Here is an 18,357-nt window from a genome sequence, read left to right on the forward strand (position 1 = left end):
CCAACGTCCACCGCCAACGCTCCTCGGCCAACGCTCCTCGGCCAACGGCCAACGGCCAGCAGCCCCCGCCAACGCTCCTCAGTCAGCGCCCACCGTCGCGGTCAGGCGTCCCTGCGGCGTAAGGCGAACGCGGCCAGCAGCAGGGCGGCCGCGGCGTACCCGGCGAGGACGGCGAGACCCGACCACGGCCCGAGCGGGTAGTAGCCGCTGCTCGGCGTGTAGATGCTGTCGACGTGGGCGTAGCGGACGATGGTGTGCTGGACGGCGAACGCCGCGTCAGGCGTGACCAGTGTCAGCCAACGTTGCGCGGACGCGGGCAGGATCGGGGTCAGCACCAGCACGTGCGGCAGGACGACCGTCACGACGACCGTCGTCACGGCAGTGGCGCTGCGCCGCAGCAGCGTGCCGACGCCGAGGGCGAACACGGCGGTGAGCGCGAGCAGCGCGGCCGTGCCCAGCGCGACGCGCACGGCGGTCGCGGTGCTCACGGGAAACAGGTAGAGGCCCTGGGCTCGGGCGATCCGCTCGCTGAGGGGCACCGCGAGCGCCGTGGCCGGCAGGGTCGTGAGGAACGTGACACCGCCGAGCACGACGGCCTTGGCGGCCAGCACCCGGAGGCGCTGCGGCCCGGCGCTCAGGGTCGTGCGGATCAGCGCGTGCCGGTATTCGGCGGTGATGAACAGGGTGCCGACGACGCTCATCGCGATCAGCGCCGTGAACGTGCCGAACAGCAGGTCGCTGACGGTGCCGCCGAGGGGCACCTCGAAGCGCGCGGCCGGTGCGATGTCGCCGGCGCCGGTGACCGTGAAGCCGTCGCCGGTCGGGACGGACCCGCCGGTCATATGCGGCCCGTGTACGTCCACCTCGCCCGGCACCGGCGGATAACCGCCGAACGTGGCAACCTCGGCACCGACCTGCGCACCGTCCCACCTGCCCTGCGCCCACTGCCCTTGCAGGTCGGGTCGGCCGAAGACGGCGGTCGCCGCGGCGGTACGAGTGCCGCGACCATCGACATCATTCGGGCATGCGACGAACAGGCCGGCCTGCACGACGGTGGGCAGCCCGGCCAGCCGGACGGTGCTCACCCGACTCCACCGGCCGCCGTCGACGGAGGTCTCGCCGGTGATCGTGTCGCCCGCGCGGGTCAGGCGCAGCCAGCGCGGCGCGGACGGCGACGCCTGGCCGGGCTCGCCCGCGGTGTCATGGACGAAGTCGTGCTGCATGCGCACCCCGTGCCCGCCGGTGACCATGACCGCCGCGTAGCTGGTGCCGGGTGTCGCGCCGTCCTTGATGATCAGCCCGGCCTTCGCCCACGGCACGGTCGGCTCGCGCCCGTCGGGGTCGCCGCCGATCACGGTCGTCAGGGAGGTCACGGCGACGGTGATGGCACCGTCGCCGCGCAACGGCTGGTGCACGAAGTAGAAGCTGTCGCTGACCGGTCCGCCGTGCGGCCCGACCGGCACCGGCGTGGTGCCACCGGTGGCACTCGCGGCGGTCAGCACCGCGAACAGCACGATCATCAGCGCCGCGGCGGCGGTGCCGGTGCGCCAGCCGGGCACCGTGCTGAACTTCGTCCACTCGGCGCGTACCAGTCGCCGGAAGGTGGCATCACTCATGGCCATGGTTGTACGCCGCGGCCGGTGACAACAGGGTGACAGCGGCTGACACCGGGTTGACACCTGGGGTCTGCGACAGTGGCGTGGTGCCGGGTCACCGGTCGGCGGGGCGGCGATCCGGCGGAGTTGTTTTCCGCGAGGTGTCACGGGTCGCGGCCGGTCGAGCGGCGGCCGTGATGGCCGGCGGGACGATGCGACGTGCACGGGGGGCAGGCGATGGACGCCAACGACGATGACCGCGATCAGGGTGGCCGGGGCGGCTCGGCCGCGGTGGAGCATGAGCTCGGGCGCGGCCGCTACGGTCCGGGTGCCCGGGACGAGGTGACCGTCCCGGGCACGGGTCCGGTGCGCGCGGCGAAGCAGGGCGACTTCGGCGACTCGGTCGATGTCACGCTGGACGCGGAAACCCTCCGCGACGGCGGCCCGACCTCGACCGGGGGCGTGCGGACGACGACGGGTTCCAGCGCTGGACCGGGCGGCGCCGGCCGCCCGCCGCCCGCCGCGGCGGCAGGTGACTCCAGGCGGGATCTCACCGTCCAGGCGGTGACGTTGTTCTGCTTTGTCCGCCTCGGCGACGACGCCGGGTGCGAGCGGCTGGTCGGCGGTGGTCACCTCGTGCGGGTGCCGCTGCCCCAGTAGAACGGACCGGAGGTGGGATGGACCTGGATGCTCCAGCCGAGCCGCTGCAGTTGCCGCTCCAGCTCCGCAGGGCGGTGCGGGATCTTGACGATGCGGTAGGCCGTGCCGTCCGTGAGCCGGCGCTGGACGATCGGGGACTCCTCGCCCTCGATGAGCTCCTCGTCCGTGCGGTGCCAGTCGTCGACGAAGCAGACCCGTCCGTCCGGCTGCAGGCAGTCGTCGACCAGGGACCAGAAGGCGGGGAAGCGTTCGGCTGGGACGTGCGACAGCCAGAAGCCGAAGAACACCACGTCGTAGCGGCGGTCGGGGCGCCAGGTGAACAGGTCGGCCTGCAGGAAGCGTAACGGCGCCCGGCCGCCGTGGAAGGAGTCGGCGCCGGGAGAGCTGCCGTGGGGAGAGTCGGCGCGGGGAGAGCTGCCGTGGAAAGAGTCGGCGCGGGGAGAGCTGCCGTGGAAAGAGTCGGCGCGGGGAGAGCTGCCGTGGGGAGAGTCGGCGCCGGAGGAGCCGGGGCGGGAGGAGACGGCGTGGGGGGAGGTGGCGTAGGAGGAGCTGACGCGGGAGGAGGCGATCCGGAGCATCTCGGCGGAGGCGTCCACGGCGGTGACGTCGGTGGCGTGTCGCAGCAGCTGCGGTGTCCAGGTGCCGGGACCGCAGGCAAGCTCGAGGACGCTGCCCGTGGGGCGGAACGCGTCCAGTGCCCGGGCGAGTTCGGCGCCGCCGGGGAAGGGCAGGGCGTGGTCGTCGTACTCGGGCGCGACGGCCCGGTAGAACGCCGCCTGTTCGTCGAGCAGGGTCGCCAGGTCGTCGCGGTCACCCACCCGCCGGATTTTTCCGGACCCCGGGCCGGGTCGCAACCATCCGGGCGGCGCCGCCGGCGGGTTTCTGTGTCGGAGCCCGCGGGCCGGGTAAGGGCGGTGCGAACGGTAACCAGGTAAGTGACGCAACGGGGGTAAGGCAATGCTGCAGACGATGGAAACGGACAATCATGCGGTCGCCCAGGCGGTGCACGACGTGGGTTCGGCGTTGTGGTTCGGCGGCACGGTGATGGGCGTGACCGGCGTGAACAAGTCCGGCGCCGACCTCGAGCAGGGTATCGACCGGATCCGGGTGGCCGAGTCGGCGTGGAGCCGGTTCAGCCCCATGCAGTGGGCCGGGATCGGGGCCACCATGCTGGCCGGGCTGCAGCTGACCCGGGTCGGCACGGGGCGGCTGGCGATGCAGCGCGGTTTCGGCTCGGTCGGCGCGCTGAAGGCCGGCATCACGGTGCTCGGTGCGGCCGCGACGGCGTATTCGGCGTACTGCGGCTCGCGGATCGGTCAGCTCGCGGAGCAGGCGTACGACCGCGGCAACGAGATCGACGTGCGGGACGCGACCGTGCCGGGTCCGGCGACGCCGCCGCAGATCGCGAAGTGGCAGCGCCGTCAGCGCATCGCCCAGGTGGCGGTGCCGATCCTGGCCGGCGCGAACATCGTGTGCGGCTCGTACCTGGTGCAGTCGTACCGGCCCGCCGCGACCGCGAAGGGCATCCTGCGCCGGTTCCTGCCCGACCGCATGGCGGGCGGCGGCATGACCGGCGGCACGATGCCCGGCATGTGGATGCGGTGAGCTTCGCGTTCCCCGGCCCGCGACGCACGCCGCGGGCCGGGGAACGGGCCACCGGGCCGGTCAGCGCACGCCGGCGATCGGCTCCGGTGACGGCTGAGCCGACGGCTGGACCGACGGCTGAGGTGACGGCTGGACCGACGGCTGAGGTGACGGTTGGACCGACGGCTGGACCGACGGCTGGACCGACGGCTGGACCGACGGCTGGACCGACGGCTGGACCGACGGCAGGACCGACGGCAGGACCGAGGACGGCGTGGAGGGCCGGCTGCGCCGCCGCAGGCTGAGGATCGCCCCGGTGAGCAGCTCGCCGGGGCGGCGGCGCGGGCGGCGCCGCAGGTCGCGGCGCTGCCGCAGGTCGCGGATCGCGGCGGTCAACGTCTCGCCCGGGCTACGGCGCCGGTGCAGGTCGCGCACCGCCGCGGTGAGCAGCTCGCCGGGGCGGCGGCGCCGGCCGACGAGGCGGGTGAACGCGGAGTGCCGCAGCACCCAGCCCGGGTGCCGGCCGCGGACCCGGCCGGTGCCGTCCATCGGGCGGTCGACGTTGTCCAGGCCGTCGTCGGGGCGGTCGGTGCGTTGGCCGCGCACGCCGAGGTGGCGCACGGACAGCAGGGCGTCGAACAGGGCCGGGCACAGGCGCTGGCCGATGAGGAACACGACGGCGGAGCCGCCGACCGGGATCTCGCGGCGGGGGTGGGTCGACGCGTACACGATGCTGGCGGCGACCACCTCGGGGCGGTACACCGGCGGAGGCGGCTTCACCATGGTGCCGAGCTTGCTGCGGGCGTGTTCGAAGAACGGGGTGTCCATCGACGCCGGCAGGATCGTGGTCACGGTGACCGGCACCCCGTCCTGGGCGAGCTCCATGCGCAGGCTGTCGTAGAACGCCCGCACCGCGAACTTGCTCGCGGCGTAGGGAGCCTGCAACGGTACGGCCCGGACGCCCTCGGCGGAGGAGATGCCGATGAGGGTGCCGCCGGCGCGGCGCAGGGCGGGCAGTGCCGCGTGGACGCCGTGGACGTGGCCGAGGAAGTTGACCCGCATGACCCGGTCGAACTCCTCGTCGGTGATGTCCTCGATCCTGCCCCACACGCCGACCGCGGCGGTGTTCACCCAGGTGTCGATGCGCCCGTAGTGCTGCTGGGCGGCGAGCGCGAGTGACCGTACGGCGGCCGCGTCGGCGACGTCGGTCGGCACCGGCAGGGCGTCGCCGCCGTCGCGGCGGATCTGCTGGGCGAGCGTCTCCAGGGCGAGGGTGCCGCGCGAGGCGCACACCACCCGGGCGCCCTTCGCGGCGAACGCCATCGCGGTGGCCCGGCCGATGCCGGTGGACGCACCGACGATGACGACGACCTGCTCGGCAACCGGTCTGGGCATGGCGGCCTCCTTCCGCAACGGCGAGGCCGCCCCCGTCCGGTGCCCGCCTGCGCTTCGAACGTGGTCGATGTGGCCACGATCCTCCTCAACGGTCCCGGTACCCAACGCCTCGCCGATGAAGCTTGGCGGCCCGGGTCGCGGCGGCGGAGCGCGGTCAGTCGCGGGGCAGCAGCGGGCCGAGCGGGCCGAGGTCGATGTTGAGGTCCTCCGGGCGCAGGCCGAAGTGCTCGCGCAGCTCGGCCATGCGGTCCTCGAGCGCCATGAGCGTGAGCCCGATCCGCTCGATCTGCTCCGGGGCGAGGTCACCCACGTCGACCCGGCGCAGCGCCTGCCGCTCGACGAGCTGGCGCAGCAGCTCCACGACGGTGAGCACGAGCGAGGCGAAGCCTCGTTCGACCGAGTCCCGGTCCAGGTCGAGCCGGTTGTCGCGGGCCGGTTCGCTCACCGCGCGCCGCCCGGGCCGGCGGGCAGCGCCGCGTCCGGCGCGACCGGCAGCATGCCGCCCGGGTCCGGCATGACCGAGGACACGGAGGAGACCAGGGCGCGCAGCGACACCCGGACGAGGTCCACGTCGGCGATGGCGATCGTGACGTCACCGGCGATGACCACGCCGGTGGACAGCACCCGGTCGAGCAGGTCGACGAGGGCGACCTCGCGCGAGGTCACGCCGGTCCCCCGGCGGGCACGGGATCGTGGTCCGGCCGGCGGGCGCCGATCGACGGGACGAACGAGTACGGCGGCCACGGCCCCGTCAGCCGCAGCGTGATTCCCGGGTACCGGGCGTCGAGGGCCTCGACGGCGGCCGCGAACGCCTCGGCGGCCGGGTCGGGCACCAGGTACGCGCCGTTGAGCACCATGACCTCCGGCTCGCCGGTCAGCCGCCGGTCCTGCGGTGCGTGCAGGTGCGCGGCGTCGGCCAGGCGGGCCAGCGCGTCGTGCACCGCGTCCGCGTCGCGCACCGCGTCGTCGTGGCTGCGTTCCCGGGCGGACAGCTCGGCGCGGCGGCGCTGCAGGTACGCGGCGCCCGGGCCGCCCGCGGCGGGTTCCGGTGCGGCCGGCTCGGTCACCGGGGCGTCGCTGACGTACCCCTTGACGCCCCACTCGGTCCGCCCGTTCACCCGGTCCAGCGTGCCCACCAGCTCGGCCGCGTACCGGTCGAGGGCTACGGCGAGGCCGGTGTCGTCACGGTACACGGTGGCCAGCCCAGCGGGCACGACCGGGCCGGCGGCGGCGAGCTCCGCCACGACCCGGTGGTGCTCGAACGCGGTCTGCGCCAGCCACGCCGGGTCCTCCAGGCGCGCCTGCAGCGCGTCGGCGCCGGACACGTCGTCGGGTGCGGGGCTGACGTACGCGCACAGGCCGGCCGCCGGCACCACACGGACCGGTGCGTCACCGACCCCGGCGACCGTGACGGGCATCCGGTCCCGCGTCACGCCGTGCAGCCACAGCCGCCAGGTGTCGCTCACCGCTCGTCCCAGGGGTCGCGCCGCCGGATGCGGGGACGCGCCGCGGGTTCGGCGTCCGCCGGGTGCCGGCCGTGCTCGGCCGCGGGCTGCCCCGCCCGGGCGGCGTCGCCGCGCCCGAGATCACCGTGCGAATCGTCACCACGCGAACGGTCACCGCGCGATACGTCACCGCGCGCATGTTCGCCGCGCCCGGCCTCGCCGCGGCCGCCGTCACCGCGCGGCAGCTCGCCGCGCGGCACGTCACCGCGGCCGATCTCGGCGCGCACGTCGTCGCCGCGCCCGACCGCCCGGCGGCCGGGCGAGGACAGCCACGGGTCCGTCTCCCACCAGTCGATGCCGAGCTGCCGCGCCGTGTCGACGGACGCGATGACCAGCCGCAGCTTCAGGGTGAGCAGCTCGATGTCGAGCAGGTTCACCTGGATGTCGCCGGCGATCACCAGGCCACGGTCCAGGACCCGCTCGAGGATGTCGGCGAGGTTCGTCGGCTGGTGCCCGGTGCCGAGCGACGGCGCGGGGCCGAGCCCCGGGGATGCGGCCACCACGTCAGTTCACCTTCGGGTCGGTGCTGCCGCGCAGGTACCGGCGGTCCCGGTGACACGCCAGCAGCTCGCCGTCGTCGCCCAGCTCGGCGAGGTACAGCCCGAGCATGTCGGCCGACGACGGGATGCGCCGCTCCTCGACGACCTCGACGCCGACGAGCCAGCCGTCCTCGGCGGGTTCGACGGACACCACGCCCATCGCCTCCTTGCCGGTCAGCTCGCCGACCTCGTCGATCGCGAGGCGGGCGATCGAGGCGGCCGGGAGCGGCTCGGGAGGAGCCTTCTCCCGCCGTTGTCGCGGTTCGGTACTGGAGGGAGCCATGCGTCCTGCCTTCCGGTTGTTCAGCCGGTCGACCGGGTGGCGACCCGGTCGAGGATCTCCTGCTCGGCGGTGTGTCGATCGTCTTCGCTCAGCTCACCGCGGGCCACCGCCTCGTCCAGCGCCTCCAGCTGCCGGCGCACGCCCTGCGGGCTGTACAGCTCCTGCTCGGCCTGCTCCAGCAGCACCTCGGCGATCGCCGTGACCGCGCGTACCGGCGCGTACGGCAGCGTGAGGATGTTGAGGAGCAGGCCCATGGTTCACGTGTCCCGGTCCGCCGCGAGCCGGGTGACGAAGTCGTAGGGTGCGGCCGGTCCCAGCCGGCGCAGCTCGACCCGGCCGTCCCACTCGTCGGCCAGCTCGGCGAGCACCGCGTCGAACTCCGAGCGCCGGTCCTGCTCGACGAGCACCGGCACGTGCACGGCGTCCAGCTCGTGGGTCGGCTCGGCGACGACGAGGTCCTCCACGACGCGGCCGAGACGGTTCACGGTGGTCTGGGTGTCGGCCTGCCGCATCGCCTCGATCGCGCCGTTGATGCGCTCGCCGAGGGCCATGCGCTGCTGCGTGGTCTCCTCTTCGGCACGCTCGTGGATGTCCTCGCGGAGGCGGCGCGCGTACGGGTCCGCGTCGAGGATCTCGCCGAGCACGGCGTCCTCGGCGTACCGGCCGCGCACCACGTACTCGACGCGGCCTTCCAGGCGCTTGAGCAGCGGGGCGATCGTGTCGTGCTGATCGGCCAGCAGCTGCCGGACCGCGTCCGGATCACGCAGCACCGTGCCGAAGCGGACCGGCAGCACCGGCGCCACGGCCGCGGTGCCGTCCAGCAGCCGCTGGTAGGCGGTCAGGTCGTTGGGCCGGCCGAGCGGGCGGTCGAGCGGGACCTCGCTCACCAGCGCGGTCAGGTCCTTCTCCGTGACCGTGGTGACGTCGCCGGGCGGGTCGCCCACGCCGCGGGCGCTGCCGGTCGGCTCGACGTCCGACGGCACCACGCCGTAGAGCATCATGCCGACCTGCGGTGCGCTGGTGTCGGTGGCCACGTCAGTCTCCTCTGCGTCGCCGCGGCCGGTCGCGGTCCTCGTCGGACGGGCCGGCGATCTGGGCCAGCACGTCGCCGGCCTTGGACAGGATCTGCTCGCCGGCGCCTTCGACGGCGCGCCGCCCGGCGTGCCCGGCCACCGCGCCCTTGGCTCCGCCCACCACGTCGGGCAGGCCCTTGCCTTCCTGCTGGCGCATGTCCAGGCGGTTGGCCGCCTCAGCGAACCGCAGGTAGGTGTCGACGCTGGCCACGACGACACGCGCGTCGATGGTCAGGATCTCGATGCCGACCACCCCGACGCTGACGTGGGCGTCGATGACGAGACCCTTGTCGAGAATGGTGTCGATGACATCGGCGAGCGACGACGACTGACCGCCGCTGGCGCTCGACTGCACGACCGACATGCTGGCTCACCCCCTCGCGGTGCTGCGCTTGCGGCGGTCACCGCCCCGTTCCGGAGCACGGCGGTCGCGGTCGCGAGACTCGGTGTCGGGCCGGGCCCGCCGGGGCGTGGCACGGGGCCGGCGGCGCGCCGGCGGGGGCTCCTCCTCGTCCTCTTCGCCCTCCTCCGCGCTCGCATCCGGCTCCTCGGCCTCCTCTTCCTCCTCCGAAGAAGGCTCCTCCTCTTCCGCGGAAGGCTCCTCCTCGGCGGACTCGGCGGACTCGCCGGACTCGTCCCGCTGCTGCTCGCGTTCGCGCTCCTGCTCCATGGCGGTGTCGTGGTCCACGACCACCTCGCCGTCGCGGATCTCGCCGCGCCAGCCCTCGACCTCGTCGGGGTTCAGGATCGTCTGCGTCATCGTGTGCCGCACGTAGTGCTTGAACTCCAGCCGGGCCCGCCGCCCCTGCGCTCGCCACAGGTTGCCGGTGCGCTCGAACAGCCCCTTCGGGTAGTACTCGAGGATGAGCACGATCCTGGTGAGCGTCGGTGTCAGCGCGTGGAACGACACGGCGCCGTTGACGTAGCCCTTGGCGCCCTTGGAGCGCCAGACGATGCGCTCGTCGGGCACCTGCAGCACGATGTTGGACTCCCAGTCGCGGTGCGACAGGAAGATCTGCGCCCGCCACTGCAGCTTCTGGTCCTCGTCGCCGCGTTCGACCTTCTCGACCTTCTTGGTGAACTTCGGGATCTCCTCGAACGACGTCCACTGGTTGTAGGCGATCTTGATCGGTACGCCGACGTCGGCCCACTCGACGATGTTGGTGACCTTCAGCTTGCGGGTGGCACTGCGCCCGCCGCCGAACGCCTTTTTGAGCTTCGCCAGGCCACCGGCCAGGCCGCCTTTGGCCATCGCCTTCATCGGCGAACCTCCCTCGGAGAGCTGCTCGGCGCCCTTGGCCGCGGCCACGAGCGCCGGGTTGCCGCTCTGCTCGGCGTACGAGTTGAGTCGTCCGGTCACGTCACCGACCCGGTCCTGCACCTTTGACAGTGCCCGCCGGCCGACCGCGCCGGCGAGGTTCTGCGTCTCGTCGACCAGCAGCCGGGACAGCTTGGCGCCGATCCCGCCGTCGTGCGCGTCGCGGGTCATCGTCGCCCCGCGGTGCGCCGGCGGCGGACCGGCGGCTCGGGCTCGGGTTCGGGCTCCTCCTCGGTGTCCTCCTCCTCGGTGTCCTCCTGGCGGGCCTGCCGGGCGCGGGAGCGGCGGCGGGCCGCGGGCCGCGGCGGTGGCGCCTCTTCCTCTTCGGGCTCCTCCGGCTCCTCGAGCTCTTCGTCCTCGTAGTCGGCGTCGTAGTCCTCGTCGCGCCCCTCGTCCTCGTCGGCGTGACGGCCACGCTTGGCCGCCGAACGCAGCGCGTCGCTGCGGTCGCGGAGCCGGTCGCTGACGGCGTCGATGCGCTGCGTCACGGCGGTGCGGGCGGCGGCGCGGCCGGCGTCGACGAGCGGGCGGGCGAGCCCTGACAGCTCGCCGAGTGCCCCCGAGCCACCGACGAGCTTCCGGCCGCTGGCCAGGAGCTCGGTCGGGTTGCCGCTGAAGCGCCCGGCCGCCGCGGCGGCGCCGAGCAGCATGGCCGCGCGCAGCCGGCGCTGCCGGCCGAGCAGGTATCCGGCCATCACGGCCAGTGTGATCTGCAGTCCTCGTTTCATGATGCAACCCTCCGGGCGCTGTCGCGGGTATGGGCGCCCTGCGGGTGGCCTACCCGGGTGTGGGGCGTAAAACCTGCCCCGCACCGACTCGCCCGGAATCGCCCGCCGCCCGGCCGCCAAAGGCGGCGGGCGGCGGGCGGCGGGCGGCGGGCGGCGGGCGGCGGTTCAGGACAGCGGCTGCCCGCCGGTGACGCCGAGGACCTCGCCGGTGACGTAGCTGGACTCCTGCGAGGCGAAGAACACGTAGGCGGGCGCCAGCTCGGCCGGCTGCCCCGGTCGCGCCATCGGGGTCTGCTCGCCGAAGGACTCCACCTTCTCCTCCGGCATGGTCGCCGGGATGAGCGGCGTCCAGATCGGCCCCGGCGCGACGGCGTTGACCCGGATGCCCTTCGACGCGAGACCGGCCCCGAGCGCCTTGGTGAACGCGACGATCCCGGCCTTCGTCGTGGCGTAGTCCAGCAGCTCCGGCGAGGACTGATACGCCTGGATGGATGCCGTGTTGATGATCGTCGAACCGGGCGCCAGGTGCGGCACGGCCGCCTTGGTCAGCCAGAACATCGCGTACAGGTTGGTCCTCATCACCCGGTCGAACTGCTCGGTCGTGATGTCGGTGATGCCGCCGGGCTGCGCCATCTGGTACGCGGCGTTGTTCACCAGGATGTCCAGCCCGCCGAGCTCGCGCACCGCCCGCTGGACGACGGCCTCGCAGTGGCCCTCGTCACGGATGTCGCCGGGCACGGTGACCGCCTTGCGGCCGGCCTTCTCGATCAGCTGGGCGGTGTCGCGCGCGTCCTGCTCCTCGTCGGGCAGGTAGGCGATCAGCACGTCGGCGCCCTCCCGGGCGAACGCGATCGCCACCGCCCGGCCGATGCCGGAGTCGCCGCCGGTGATGACCGCCCGCTTGCCGGTCAGCCGGCCGGTGCCCCGGTAGCTGTCCTCGCCGTGGTCCGGCTCGTCGCGCATCTCCCCGGTCCGCCCGGGGTGCGGGATCCGGTCGCTGTGCAGCTCGTCGGCCTGCTCGAACTGCTGCTGCGGGTGCTGCCTGCCGTACTGGTCCTGCGCCATGACGCCGCCTCTCGATGCGTGGTCCCTGCACGCACCGCCTTCCCGGATCCGCCGGCGCTAACCAGCGGGGTCCGGCGCGTGGAGCGGCCGCTGCGCGCCGACGCCAGCGACGACCGGGCCCGCATCCTCGCGGTCGCCCGGGCCGCGTTCGCCGCCGACGGACCCGACGTGTCGATGCGCGAGATCGCCCGGCGCGCCGAGGTCGGCGTCTCCACCGTGTACCGCCGCTTCCCGACGAAGGAGGCGCTGCTCGCCGAGGCGTTCGCCGAGCCGCTGGCGCTGTGCTCCGCCGTGGTCGAGGAGGGCCTCGCGACCGCCGACCCGTGGCAGGGGCTCAGCCTGGTGATCGAGCAGCTCATGCAGGTGCACGCGGTCGACCGGGGCTTCTCCGGCCGGTTCCGCTCGTGACGGCGCCCGGTCCGTGCCCGGTCCCGCACCCGCTGGCGGCCGGTCATCGCGACGGCAGGCCGAGCCCGGGCCTCAGTTGCCCGGAGCCAGTCCCATCGGGGGCGCGAGCGTCCGACGTTCGTTCGTGATCTCGACGACCAGGTCAGGTCGGAGGCGAGCGAGCACCTTCAGCGGTGCCCACCACCCACCGCTGGTGAAGGCGGCGCCGAGGAGACGCAACACCTGCGGCTCGCCCACGACGTCGACGATGTCCGCCAGCGTCGCCGCCACGTCGGTCAGCAGGTTCGTCAGGTGGTACTGGTCGGTCATGTCACGCCAGACTGTTTCGATGTCAGCGGCGGCCTGGACCGCCCGCTGGTGCTCCCCGGCGGCAGCCAGCGCCGTCGCCGCGGCGGCCAACGCCTCCGGCAGCATGTAGCGGTTGGTCGTGCTCCGAACGCTCGTTTCGACATCGGTGGCTACCTGGACCGCCCGCTGATGTTCGCCGGCGACGGCCAGCGCCGTCACCACGGCGGCCAACGCCTCGGCCTGCCGGTAGGCGTCGGTGATACGCCGGGCGACAGCCTCCGCCCGCCGCAGATGCCCGGCGGCGGCCAACGCCTTTGCCACAGCGGTCGACGCCTCCGAGAACCCGAACGGGGTCTCGCTGATGCCGCGGGTCAGGGCCGCCTCGGCCCGCTCGTGGTGACCGGATGCGGCCAGCGCTCCCACCACGGCCGCCAGGATGTCCGACCGCTGGAAACGATCAGTGATGCGCTGCGCGATGGCCTCGGCCTGCTGATACTGACCGCTGGCGGCCAGCGTCTTCGCCACGGCGGTCAAGGTTCTCGCCTGCACGTCCGGGTCGGTGATGCCATCCGCCGCGGCTTCGGCGTCCGCGGCGGCCTGCGCGGCACGCCGCTGCTCGCCCACGGCTACCAGCACGGCCACGATCGAGCTCAATGTCCGCGCCCGCTCGTCCAGGTCGGGGATGCTCCGGGCGGACGCCTCGGCGACGGAAGCCACCTGCGCGGCACGCCGCTGTTCGCCCGCGCCGACCAAGGCGGTCGCCACGGTGCTCAACGCCCGCACCCGCAGGTACGGGTCGGCAAGACCGAGGGCGATGGTCTCGGCACGGTGCAGCTGACCCACCGTTGCGAGCGCCGTCACCACGGCGGACAACGCCTGCGTCTGCGACGAAGCGGCGGTGATGCTCCGGGCGACGGCCTCGGCGTCGGCGGCGGCCAGCGCAGCCAGTTGCCGCTCGCCGGCGAGGTCCAGCGCCTCCACCGCGGATACCAGTGCCTGCACCTGGCGGCCCGAGCCGGTGATGCTCCGGGCGAAGGTCTCGGCGTCGGCGGCGGCGAGCGCGGCCGACTCCCGTTCGCCGGCCGCGGCCAGCCCGGCCGCCACGACGGTCAATGCCTGTGCCTGCGGGTACGGATCGGTGATGCTCCGCGCGATGGCCTCGGCCCGCTCATACTGACCCGCCGCCGACAGCGCGGACACCACGACGGTCAGCGCTTCCGACTGCCGCCAGACGCTGGTGCCCCTGCGGGCGACGACCTCGGCCCGTTCGTACTGGCCGGCCGCCGCCAGCGCGGCTACCATCCCGGTCAACGCCTCCGACCGCGCGGAGATGTCCGTGATGTCGCGGGCGATGGCCTCGGCCCGCTCATACTGACCCGCCGCGGTCAGCGAGGACACCACCGCGCTCATGACCGCCGCCCGCCGGTAGTCGTTCGACATGCCACGGGCGACGGCCTCGGCCCGCTCATACTGGCCCGCCGCGGTCCGCGCGGTGACCGCGGCGCTCAGCGCCGCCGCACGCTGGTATGACTCGGCGGTGACCTGCGCGGAGGTCTCGGCGTCGGTGGCGATCCGGGCCGCCCGCTGGGGTTCACCGACCGCGACGAATGCCGTCGCTGCCGCGGCCAGCGCCCGCAGCTGGTTGGTATCGGTGATGCAGCGGGCGGCGTCCTCCGCCGAGAAGGCAGCCTGTTCGGCGCGCCGCCGCTCGCCGGCAGCGGCCAACGCCGTGGCCACGACGGTCAAAGCCTCAGCCCGCTGGTAGGGATCACTGATACTCCGGGCGACAACCTCGGCCCGTCGCAGTTGCCCGGCCTCGGCCAGCGCGGTCACCACGGCGGTCAACGCCTCCATCTGCCGGTGCTCGTTCGTGACACTGTGGGCAAGGGTCTCGGCCTGTTGGTGCTGACCGACCGTGGCCAGCGCAGCCGCCACGGCGGCCACCGCCGACTCCCGCTGGTACTCGGCGGTGATGGTCCGCGCGACCGCGTCGGCGTCGGCAACGGCCCGCGCGGCACGCTGCTGCCTGCCGGCAGCATCCAACGCGGCCACCGCGGCGGCCAGCGCCCGCACTCGCTCATACGGAGCAGCGAGACTCCGGGCGACCATCTCGGCGTCGTCGGCGACCCGCGCGGCGCGCTCCCGCTCGCCGACGGCAACCAAGGTGGGCACCAAGGCAGCCAGCACCCGTGCCCGCCGGTACGGATCGGCGACGCCACGGGCGATGGCCTCCGCCCGCTCGTGCCGACCCGACGTGATCAACACGGTCACCACGTCGGTCACCGCATCCACCGGCTGGAACGTGGCGATGACACTGCGGACAATCGCCTCGGCACGGTGCGTGTCGCCGTTGGCAGCCACAATGGTCGCCACGGCGGTCAACGCCTTCCGCCGCTCGTACGTGCTGCCGATACCGCGTGCGACGGCTTCGGCCCGCTCATGCTGACCGGCCCTGGCCAGTGCCGTCGCCAGCGCGGTCGTGGCCGCGGCCCGCCGATGAACATCGGCGATGATGCCGGCGACGGCTTCGGCACGCTCGTGCTCACCGGCCGCGGCCAGCGCCTCCACCGCCATGGACAACGCCTCCTCCCGCCTGCGCGGTGCCGCGACGATCTGGGCGGTGGCCTCGATGTCGGTGGCTATCCGCATGGCCCGCTGCTGCTCGCCGACAACGACCAGCGCCCTGACCGCGGCGGTCAGCGCTCGCAGCTGGCTGGATTCGGTGACACAGCGGGCGGCAGCCTCCGCGGCGGCGGCAACCCGCAGGGCGCGCCGCTGCTCGCCGGCAGCGGCCAGGGCCGTCACCACCGCAGCCAACGCCTCAGCTTGCTGGTAGGGATCAGTGATACCCCGGGCGACGGCCTCGGCCCGCGGCAACCGCCCGGCCGCCACCAGCGCCGTCACCACGGCGGCCAGCGCCCGATGCTGCCCGTACGAGTCCTGGACGATGCTGCGGGCGGTGGCCTCCGCGTCGGCGGCCGTCTGTGCGGCGCGCTGCTGGTCGCCCGCGGCGGCCAGCGCGGTCGACATCTCGGTCAGCGCCTCCGCCCGCTGGCCGGGGTCAGGCAGACTGCGGACGATCGTCTCGGCGTGCAGGCCCTGCCCGGCCGTCGCCAATGCCGACGCCACGGCCTTCAGCGCTGTTGTCCGTTCCTTCGGGTCGGTGAAGGCGCGGGCAATGCTCTCCGCCCGCTTGCCCTGCCCGGCCGTGGCCAGTGCCGCCGCCACGGCCGTCAACGCCTCCGCCCGGACGTAAGGGCTGGTGGCGCTCCGGGCCAGTGACTCGGCTCGGGCTGTCTGCCCGAGGACGGCCCAGACGGCGGGCAGGCCAGCAGGGAGGCCGGCGTTGCGGTCGGCAAGATCATTGCGATGGATCGACAGCCGGGCCAGGGTGCGCAGCCTCGGATCGGCGTCGGTCATCACGAGGTCCTGGGCCGCCGTGATCTCGGCGAGGGCCGCCGCATCACCGCCGGTGTACTCCAGGAGCCGGCTGTGGCGGGCCCGGTCCGTGGCGAGGGCGACCAGACGTTCGGTGTCGGTGGCGGCGGCGATCAGCCGTACATACCCGCGCAGCAGGTACTGCGGGGTGTTCGCGGGCCAGCCCAGCTGCTGGTATCCCGCGGCCCAGGTATGGATCTTGTCTTCGTAGCGGCTCAGCTGGGCGCCGAGCTGCCGGATCGCCGTCTCCCGCAGGGTTTCGTGGGTGAACAGATACAGGCGCTGAGGGTCCACGCTGCTGGGGTCGATCCGGTCGCTGACGGTCCGGCCGAACACGCCGCCGAGCATGTCGTCGAGCTGGTAAGGGGCCAGTCCGGTAAGTTCTTCGAGCTCGTCCAGGGTGAGGCCGCCGCCGCACGCGGTGATGACCCCGAGCACCTCACGGTGCGCCTGGTCGGCTCGCAGCAGCTCGTTCAGCTCACGGGTGGCTCTGGCCTCGATCTTCGCCGCATGCGCGGACACCTCCAGCTCGCGGACGCGGCAGTGGCGCAGCGGATGGTCGTGCGGCACATCGTCGGGCAGCCCTGGAGCCGGCCGGCTGGCGACAAGGATCTTCAGGCCGTCGCCGGGGACCTTCGGCAGCAGCGAGGCGATGCTGGGCAGTCCTGAACCGACCCGGCTGCCGCGGTCCTCGTCGAGCCCGTCGACGACCAGCATCAGCCGGCGTCCGGCGGCCTTCGCCCTGCCGGTCGCCTCCCGGAGCAGGGCACGGCGGTGCGCGTCGCGCGCGGCCGGCGTCAGCGACGCCGGGAGGCTTTCACCGACGATGGCGGCGAGCTGGTCGAGGACGGCGTCGGTGAAGGCGGTGCTGTCGGCCTGCGCGGCGAGGCGCGCGGTGATGAAGAACGCGATGACATCGACGTCGGGCGGCGGGTTGAGCACAAAGGTCGACATCAACGCCGACTTTCCGGCCCACGGCCCGGCCCGCCACCACAGGAACGACTCCTCCCCGGCGCTGAAGGCGCTGAGCTCGGCGAGCTCGACGTCGCGGTCCCGCAGGCCGCCGGGCTCACCGCCGGCGGGGGCGATGTCACGGACCTGCTCGATGTAGCCCGACCGGGTCCACCACGCCGGCCGGTGCGCAGGTACGGCGACCGGCGCGCCGAGCGGGCCCTCCAGCAGTACAAGACCGCCGTCCGGCGGGCTCAGCAGCGACGCCGGCTCGGCGCCGGTGAGCGCTTCGACCCGGACCGCGGTCAGACGGTTGAGGCCTTCCCGCCGGTGATGCTCGGACACCACCCCGACGATGCAGCCGTCGACCCAGACGGCCGCACCCGACATCGCCTCCCATGGCGACACGCTCGGATCCGGGTCTTCGCCCGGCGGGTCGACGGTCAGCTCAAGTGTGCGCGTCTTGAGGTTCGACAAGCCGGCGATGTGCCCCGATGCGTGGCTCGCCTCCCTCAGCCAGCCACCGCCCGCGACCGGGCGCAGCTTCCACCGTGGAAAGCCGACCGTGTGCGCCTGCGTCCGCGGCGCCTGCGGCGACAGCCGCCCGAACCGCACCGCCGACACGGCCGTCCCGTCCACGTCCGCCAGGTGCAGCAACGCCAGGTCCGCCGACGGGTCGAGCCAGGCCACCGTTGCCGGCGTCGACCACTCCGTCTTCTGACCGGCGTCGAACCGCACCGTCACGGCTGCCTGTTCGGCCACCACGTGTGCCGCCGTCAGCACCAGCCGGTCCCGGACCCGATACCCGGACCCGCGCTTCGACGGACCGTCCGAGCCGGCGACGAGGACCTCGGCCACCCGGTGCCCGCTCAGGTCACGCCACCCCGGTGCACCAGCCGCAGTGTCCGGCGCAATCATCCGCTCAGACCGTGGCCGTCCAGCCCACCGACCTCGCCATCGTCCACGGCCGATTCCCTCCCACGTCGACCTGCGCACGCCACAGCGCGCACCGGGGCATCCAACACCATCGTAGAGAGGCTGTTCGCGCGCGGAGCGACCGCCGGCATCCTGATCGCTGGTCGTGCTGGCCCAGTCCGGGTCGGGCGTCTTCACCGACAGCCGGTACGAGTGGCACGAGTTCTGGCCGTACTTCACCCGCGCCTCGATCCTCGACGGCGTCGTGGTGACCCTGCCGCCCACACCCGTGCGGCGGCTGCGGCGGGCCAGCACCGACGCCTGGGCGCGCGACCGGCTCAGCGTCGCGGACTACCTGAAGCTGCTGCCGGACGCGCGGCCGCGCACGGTGCTCGGCCGGCCGGCCGACTGGACCGCCGGCCCGTCGCTGCTGACGAACTCGCCGTGGAAGGCGTCGACGCTGCTGGTCGCATGGGACCGCGCCGACTCCGGCGGGACGGTCGAGGTCACCGTCCTGCGCGCGAGCGCCGTCGCCGGCGACGAGGCCACGCTGACCCGCATCGCCGAGCGGCAGCTGTCCGCGCTGCCCGGCTGGCCCGGCTGAGCGGGCCG

Annotated in this window: 19 protein-coding genes; 4 read left to right on the forward strand and 15 right to left on the reverse strand. The window is 73.7% G+C overall.

Annotation, left to right across the window (positions count from 1 at the left end):
- Positions 1-101: 101 nt before the first annotated feature.
- Complete coding sequence (locus OP18_RS39950; protein ID WP_052388058.1) at positions 102-1,616, reverse strand: DUF1349 domain-containing protein; 1,515 nt, start codon at positions 1,614-1,616, stop codon at positions 102-104.
- A gap of 216 nt (positions 1,617-1,832) precedes the next feature.
- On the opposite strand from OP18_RS39950, the gene OP18_RS53720 reads away from it, so the two are divergent.
- Entirely contained in the window at positions 1,833-2,255 is a 423-nt protein-coding gene (locus OP18_RS53720; protein WP_052388030.1) for a hypothetical protein, read from the forward strand.
- Here the strand turns inward: OP18_RS53720 and OP18_RS56030 are convergent.
- Positions 2,225-3,073 (reverse strand): class I SAM-dependent methyltransferase, encoded by an 849-nt coding sequence (locus tag OP18_RS56030; protein ID WP_162189889.1) that lies wholly within the window; start codon positions 3,071-3,073, stop codon positions 2,225-2,227. The two genes, OP18_RS53720 and OP18_RS56030, sit on opposite strands and share 31 nt — an antisense overlap.
- A gap of 151 nt (positions 3,074-3,224) precedes the next feature.
- Between OP18_RS56030 and OP18_RS39970 the strand changes: the two genes are divergently transcribed.
- Positions 3,225-3,860: a hypothetical protein gene (locus OP18_RS39970; protein ID WP_052388059.1), complete on the forward strand. Its 636-nt coding sequence runs from the start codon at positions 3,225-3,227 to the stop codon at positions 3,858-3,860.
- Positions 3,861-3,920: 60 nt separating this feature from the next.
- Here the strand turns inward: OP18_RS39970 and OP18_RS39975 are convergent, their stop codons facing one another.
- The 12 genes from OP18_RS39975 to OP18_RS40030 all read right to left on the reverse strand — a co-directional run bounded on the left by OP18_RS39975 (position 3,921) and on the right by OP18_RS40030 (position 11,745).
- On the reverse strand, positions 3,921-5,234 hold the full coding sequence (locus OP18_RS39975) for an SDR family oxidoreductase (protein ID WP_063745721.1): 1,314 nt from the start codon (positions 5,232-5,234) through the stop codon (positions 3,921-3,923).
- A 154-nt stretch (positions 5,235-5,388) separates the two neighbouring features.
- Positions 5,389-5,679, reverse strand: a complete 291-nt coding sequence (locus OP18_RS39980; protein ID WP_033364391.1) for a gas vesicle protein K — start codon at positions 5,677-5,679, stop codon at positions 5,389-5,391.
- The gene (locus tag OP18_RS39985) at positions 5,676-5,900 is read right to left on the reverse strand and encodes a gas vesicle protein (RefSeq protein ID WP_033364392.1); all 225 of its coding nucleotides are present in this window, start codon (positions 5,898-5,900) and stop codon (positions 5,676-5,678) included. Before OP18_RS39985 ends, OP18_RS39980 begins: the two co-directional genes overlap by 4 nt.
- Positions 5,897-6,700 (reverse strand): GvpL/GvpF family gas vesicle protein, encoded by an 804-nt coding sequence (locus OP18_RS39990; protein WP_052388031.1) that lies wholly within the window; start codon positions 6,698-6,700, stop codon positions 5,897-5,899. The genes OP18_RS39985 and OP18_RS39990 overlap by 4 nt, the downstream gene beginning before the upstream one ends.
- Positions 6,697-7,242, reverse strand: coding sequence for a gas vesicle protein (locus OP18_RS61290; protein ID WP_081971515.1), 546 nt, complete (start codon positions 7,240-7,242; stop codon positions 6,697-6,699). The genes OP18_RS39990 and OP18_RS61290 overlap by 4 nt, the downstream gene beginning before the upstream one ends.
- A 1-nt stretch (position 7,243) precedes the next feature.
- Positions 7,244-7,561, reverse strand: a complete 318-nt coding sequence (gvpO, locus tag OP18_RS40000; RefSeq protein WP_033364393.1) for a gas vesicle protein GvpO — start codon at positions 7,559-7,561, stop codon at positions 7,244-7,246.
- 20 nt (positions 7,562-7,581) lie between these two features.
- The gene (locus OP18_RS40005; RefSeq protein ID WP_033364394.1) at positions 7,582-7,815 is read right to left on the reverse strand and encodes a gas vesicle protein GvpG; all 234 of its coding nucleotides are present in this window, start codon (positions 7,813-7,815) and stop codon (positions 7,582-7,584) included.
- 3 nt (positions 7,816-7,818) lie between these two features.
- Positions 7,819-8,595 (reverse strand): GvpL/GvpF family gas vesicle protein, encoded by a 777-nt coding sequence (locus tag OP18_RS40010; protein ID WP_033364395.1) that lies wholly within the window; start codon positions 8,593-8,595, stop codon positions 7,819-7,821.
- 1 nt (position 8,596) lies between these two features.
- Positions 8,597-8,998 carry a gas vesicle protein GvpJ gene (gene gvpJ, locus OP18_RS62730; protein WP_033364396.1) on the reverse strand — a complete coding sequence of 134 codons (402 nt, stop codon included), beginning with the start codon at positions 8,996-8,998 and terminating at the stop codon, positions 8,597-8,599.
- Between the two features lie 6 nt (positions 8,999-9,004).
- Positions 9,005-10,123, reverse strand: coding sequence for an SRPBCC family protein (locus OP18_RS40020; RefSeq protein WP_052388032.1), 1,119 nt, complete (start codon positions 10,121-10,123; stop codon positions 9,005-9,007).
- The gene (locus tag OP18_RS40025; protein ID WP_156090118.1) at positions 10,120-10,680 is read right to left on the reverse strand and encodes a hypothetical protein; all 561 of its coding nucleotides are present in this window, start codon (positions 10,678-10,680) and stop codon (positions 10,120-10,122) included. Before OP18_RS40025 ends, OP18_RS40020 begins: the two co-directional genes overlap by 4 nt.
- A 165-nt stretch (positions 10,681-10,845) precedes the next feature.
- Positions 10,846-11,745, reverse strand: coding sequence for an SDR family oxidoreductase (locus tag OP18_RS40030; protein WP_033364397.1), 900 nt, complete (start codon positions 11,743-11,745; stop codon positions 10,846-10,848).
- Positions 11,746-11,823: 78 nt separating this feature from the next.
- On the opposite strand from OP18_RS40030, the gene OP18_RS40035 reads away from it, so the two are divergent.
- Positions 11,824-12,153 carry a TetR/AcrR family transcriptional regulator gene (locus OP18_RS40035; RefSeq protein ID WP_033364480.1) on the forward strand — a complete coding sequence of 110 codons (330 nt, stop codon included), beginning with the start codon at positions 11,824-11,826 and terminating at the stop codon, positions 12,151-12,153.
- A gap of 72 nt (positions 12,154-12,225) precedes the next feature.
- Here the strand turns inward: OP18_RS40035 and OP18_RS40040 are convergent, their stop codons facing one another.
- Entirely contained in the window at positions 12,226-17,943 is a 5,718-nt protein-coding gene (locus OP18_RS40040) for a S1 family peptidase (protein ID WP_156090119.1), read from the reverse strand.
- Between OP18_RS40040 and OP18_RS40045 the strand changes: the two genes are divergently transcribed.
- Positions 17,912-18,349 carry a hypothetical protein gene (locus OP18_RS40045; RefSeq protein WP_033364399.1) on the forward strand — a complete coding sequence of 146 codons (438 nt, stop codon included), beginning with the start codon at positions 17,912-17,914 and terminating at the stop codon, positions 18,347-18,349. The genes OP18_RS40040 and OP18_RS40045 overlap by 32 nt on opposite strands.
- Positions 18,350-18,357 lie beyond the last annotated feature (8 nt).

The organism is Dactylosporangium aurantiacum, assembly GCF_000716715.1.
Taxonomy (GTDB): domain Bacteria; phylum Actinomycetota; class Actinomycetes; order Mycobacteriales; family Micromonosporaceae; genus Dactylosporangium; species Dactylosporangium aurantiacum.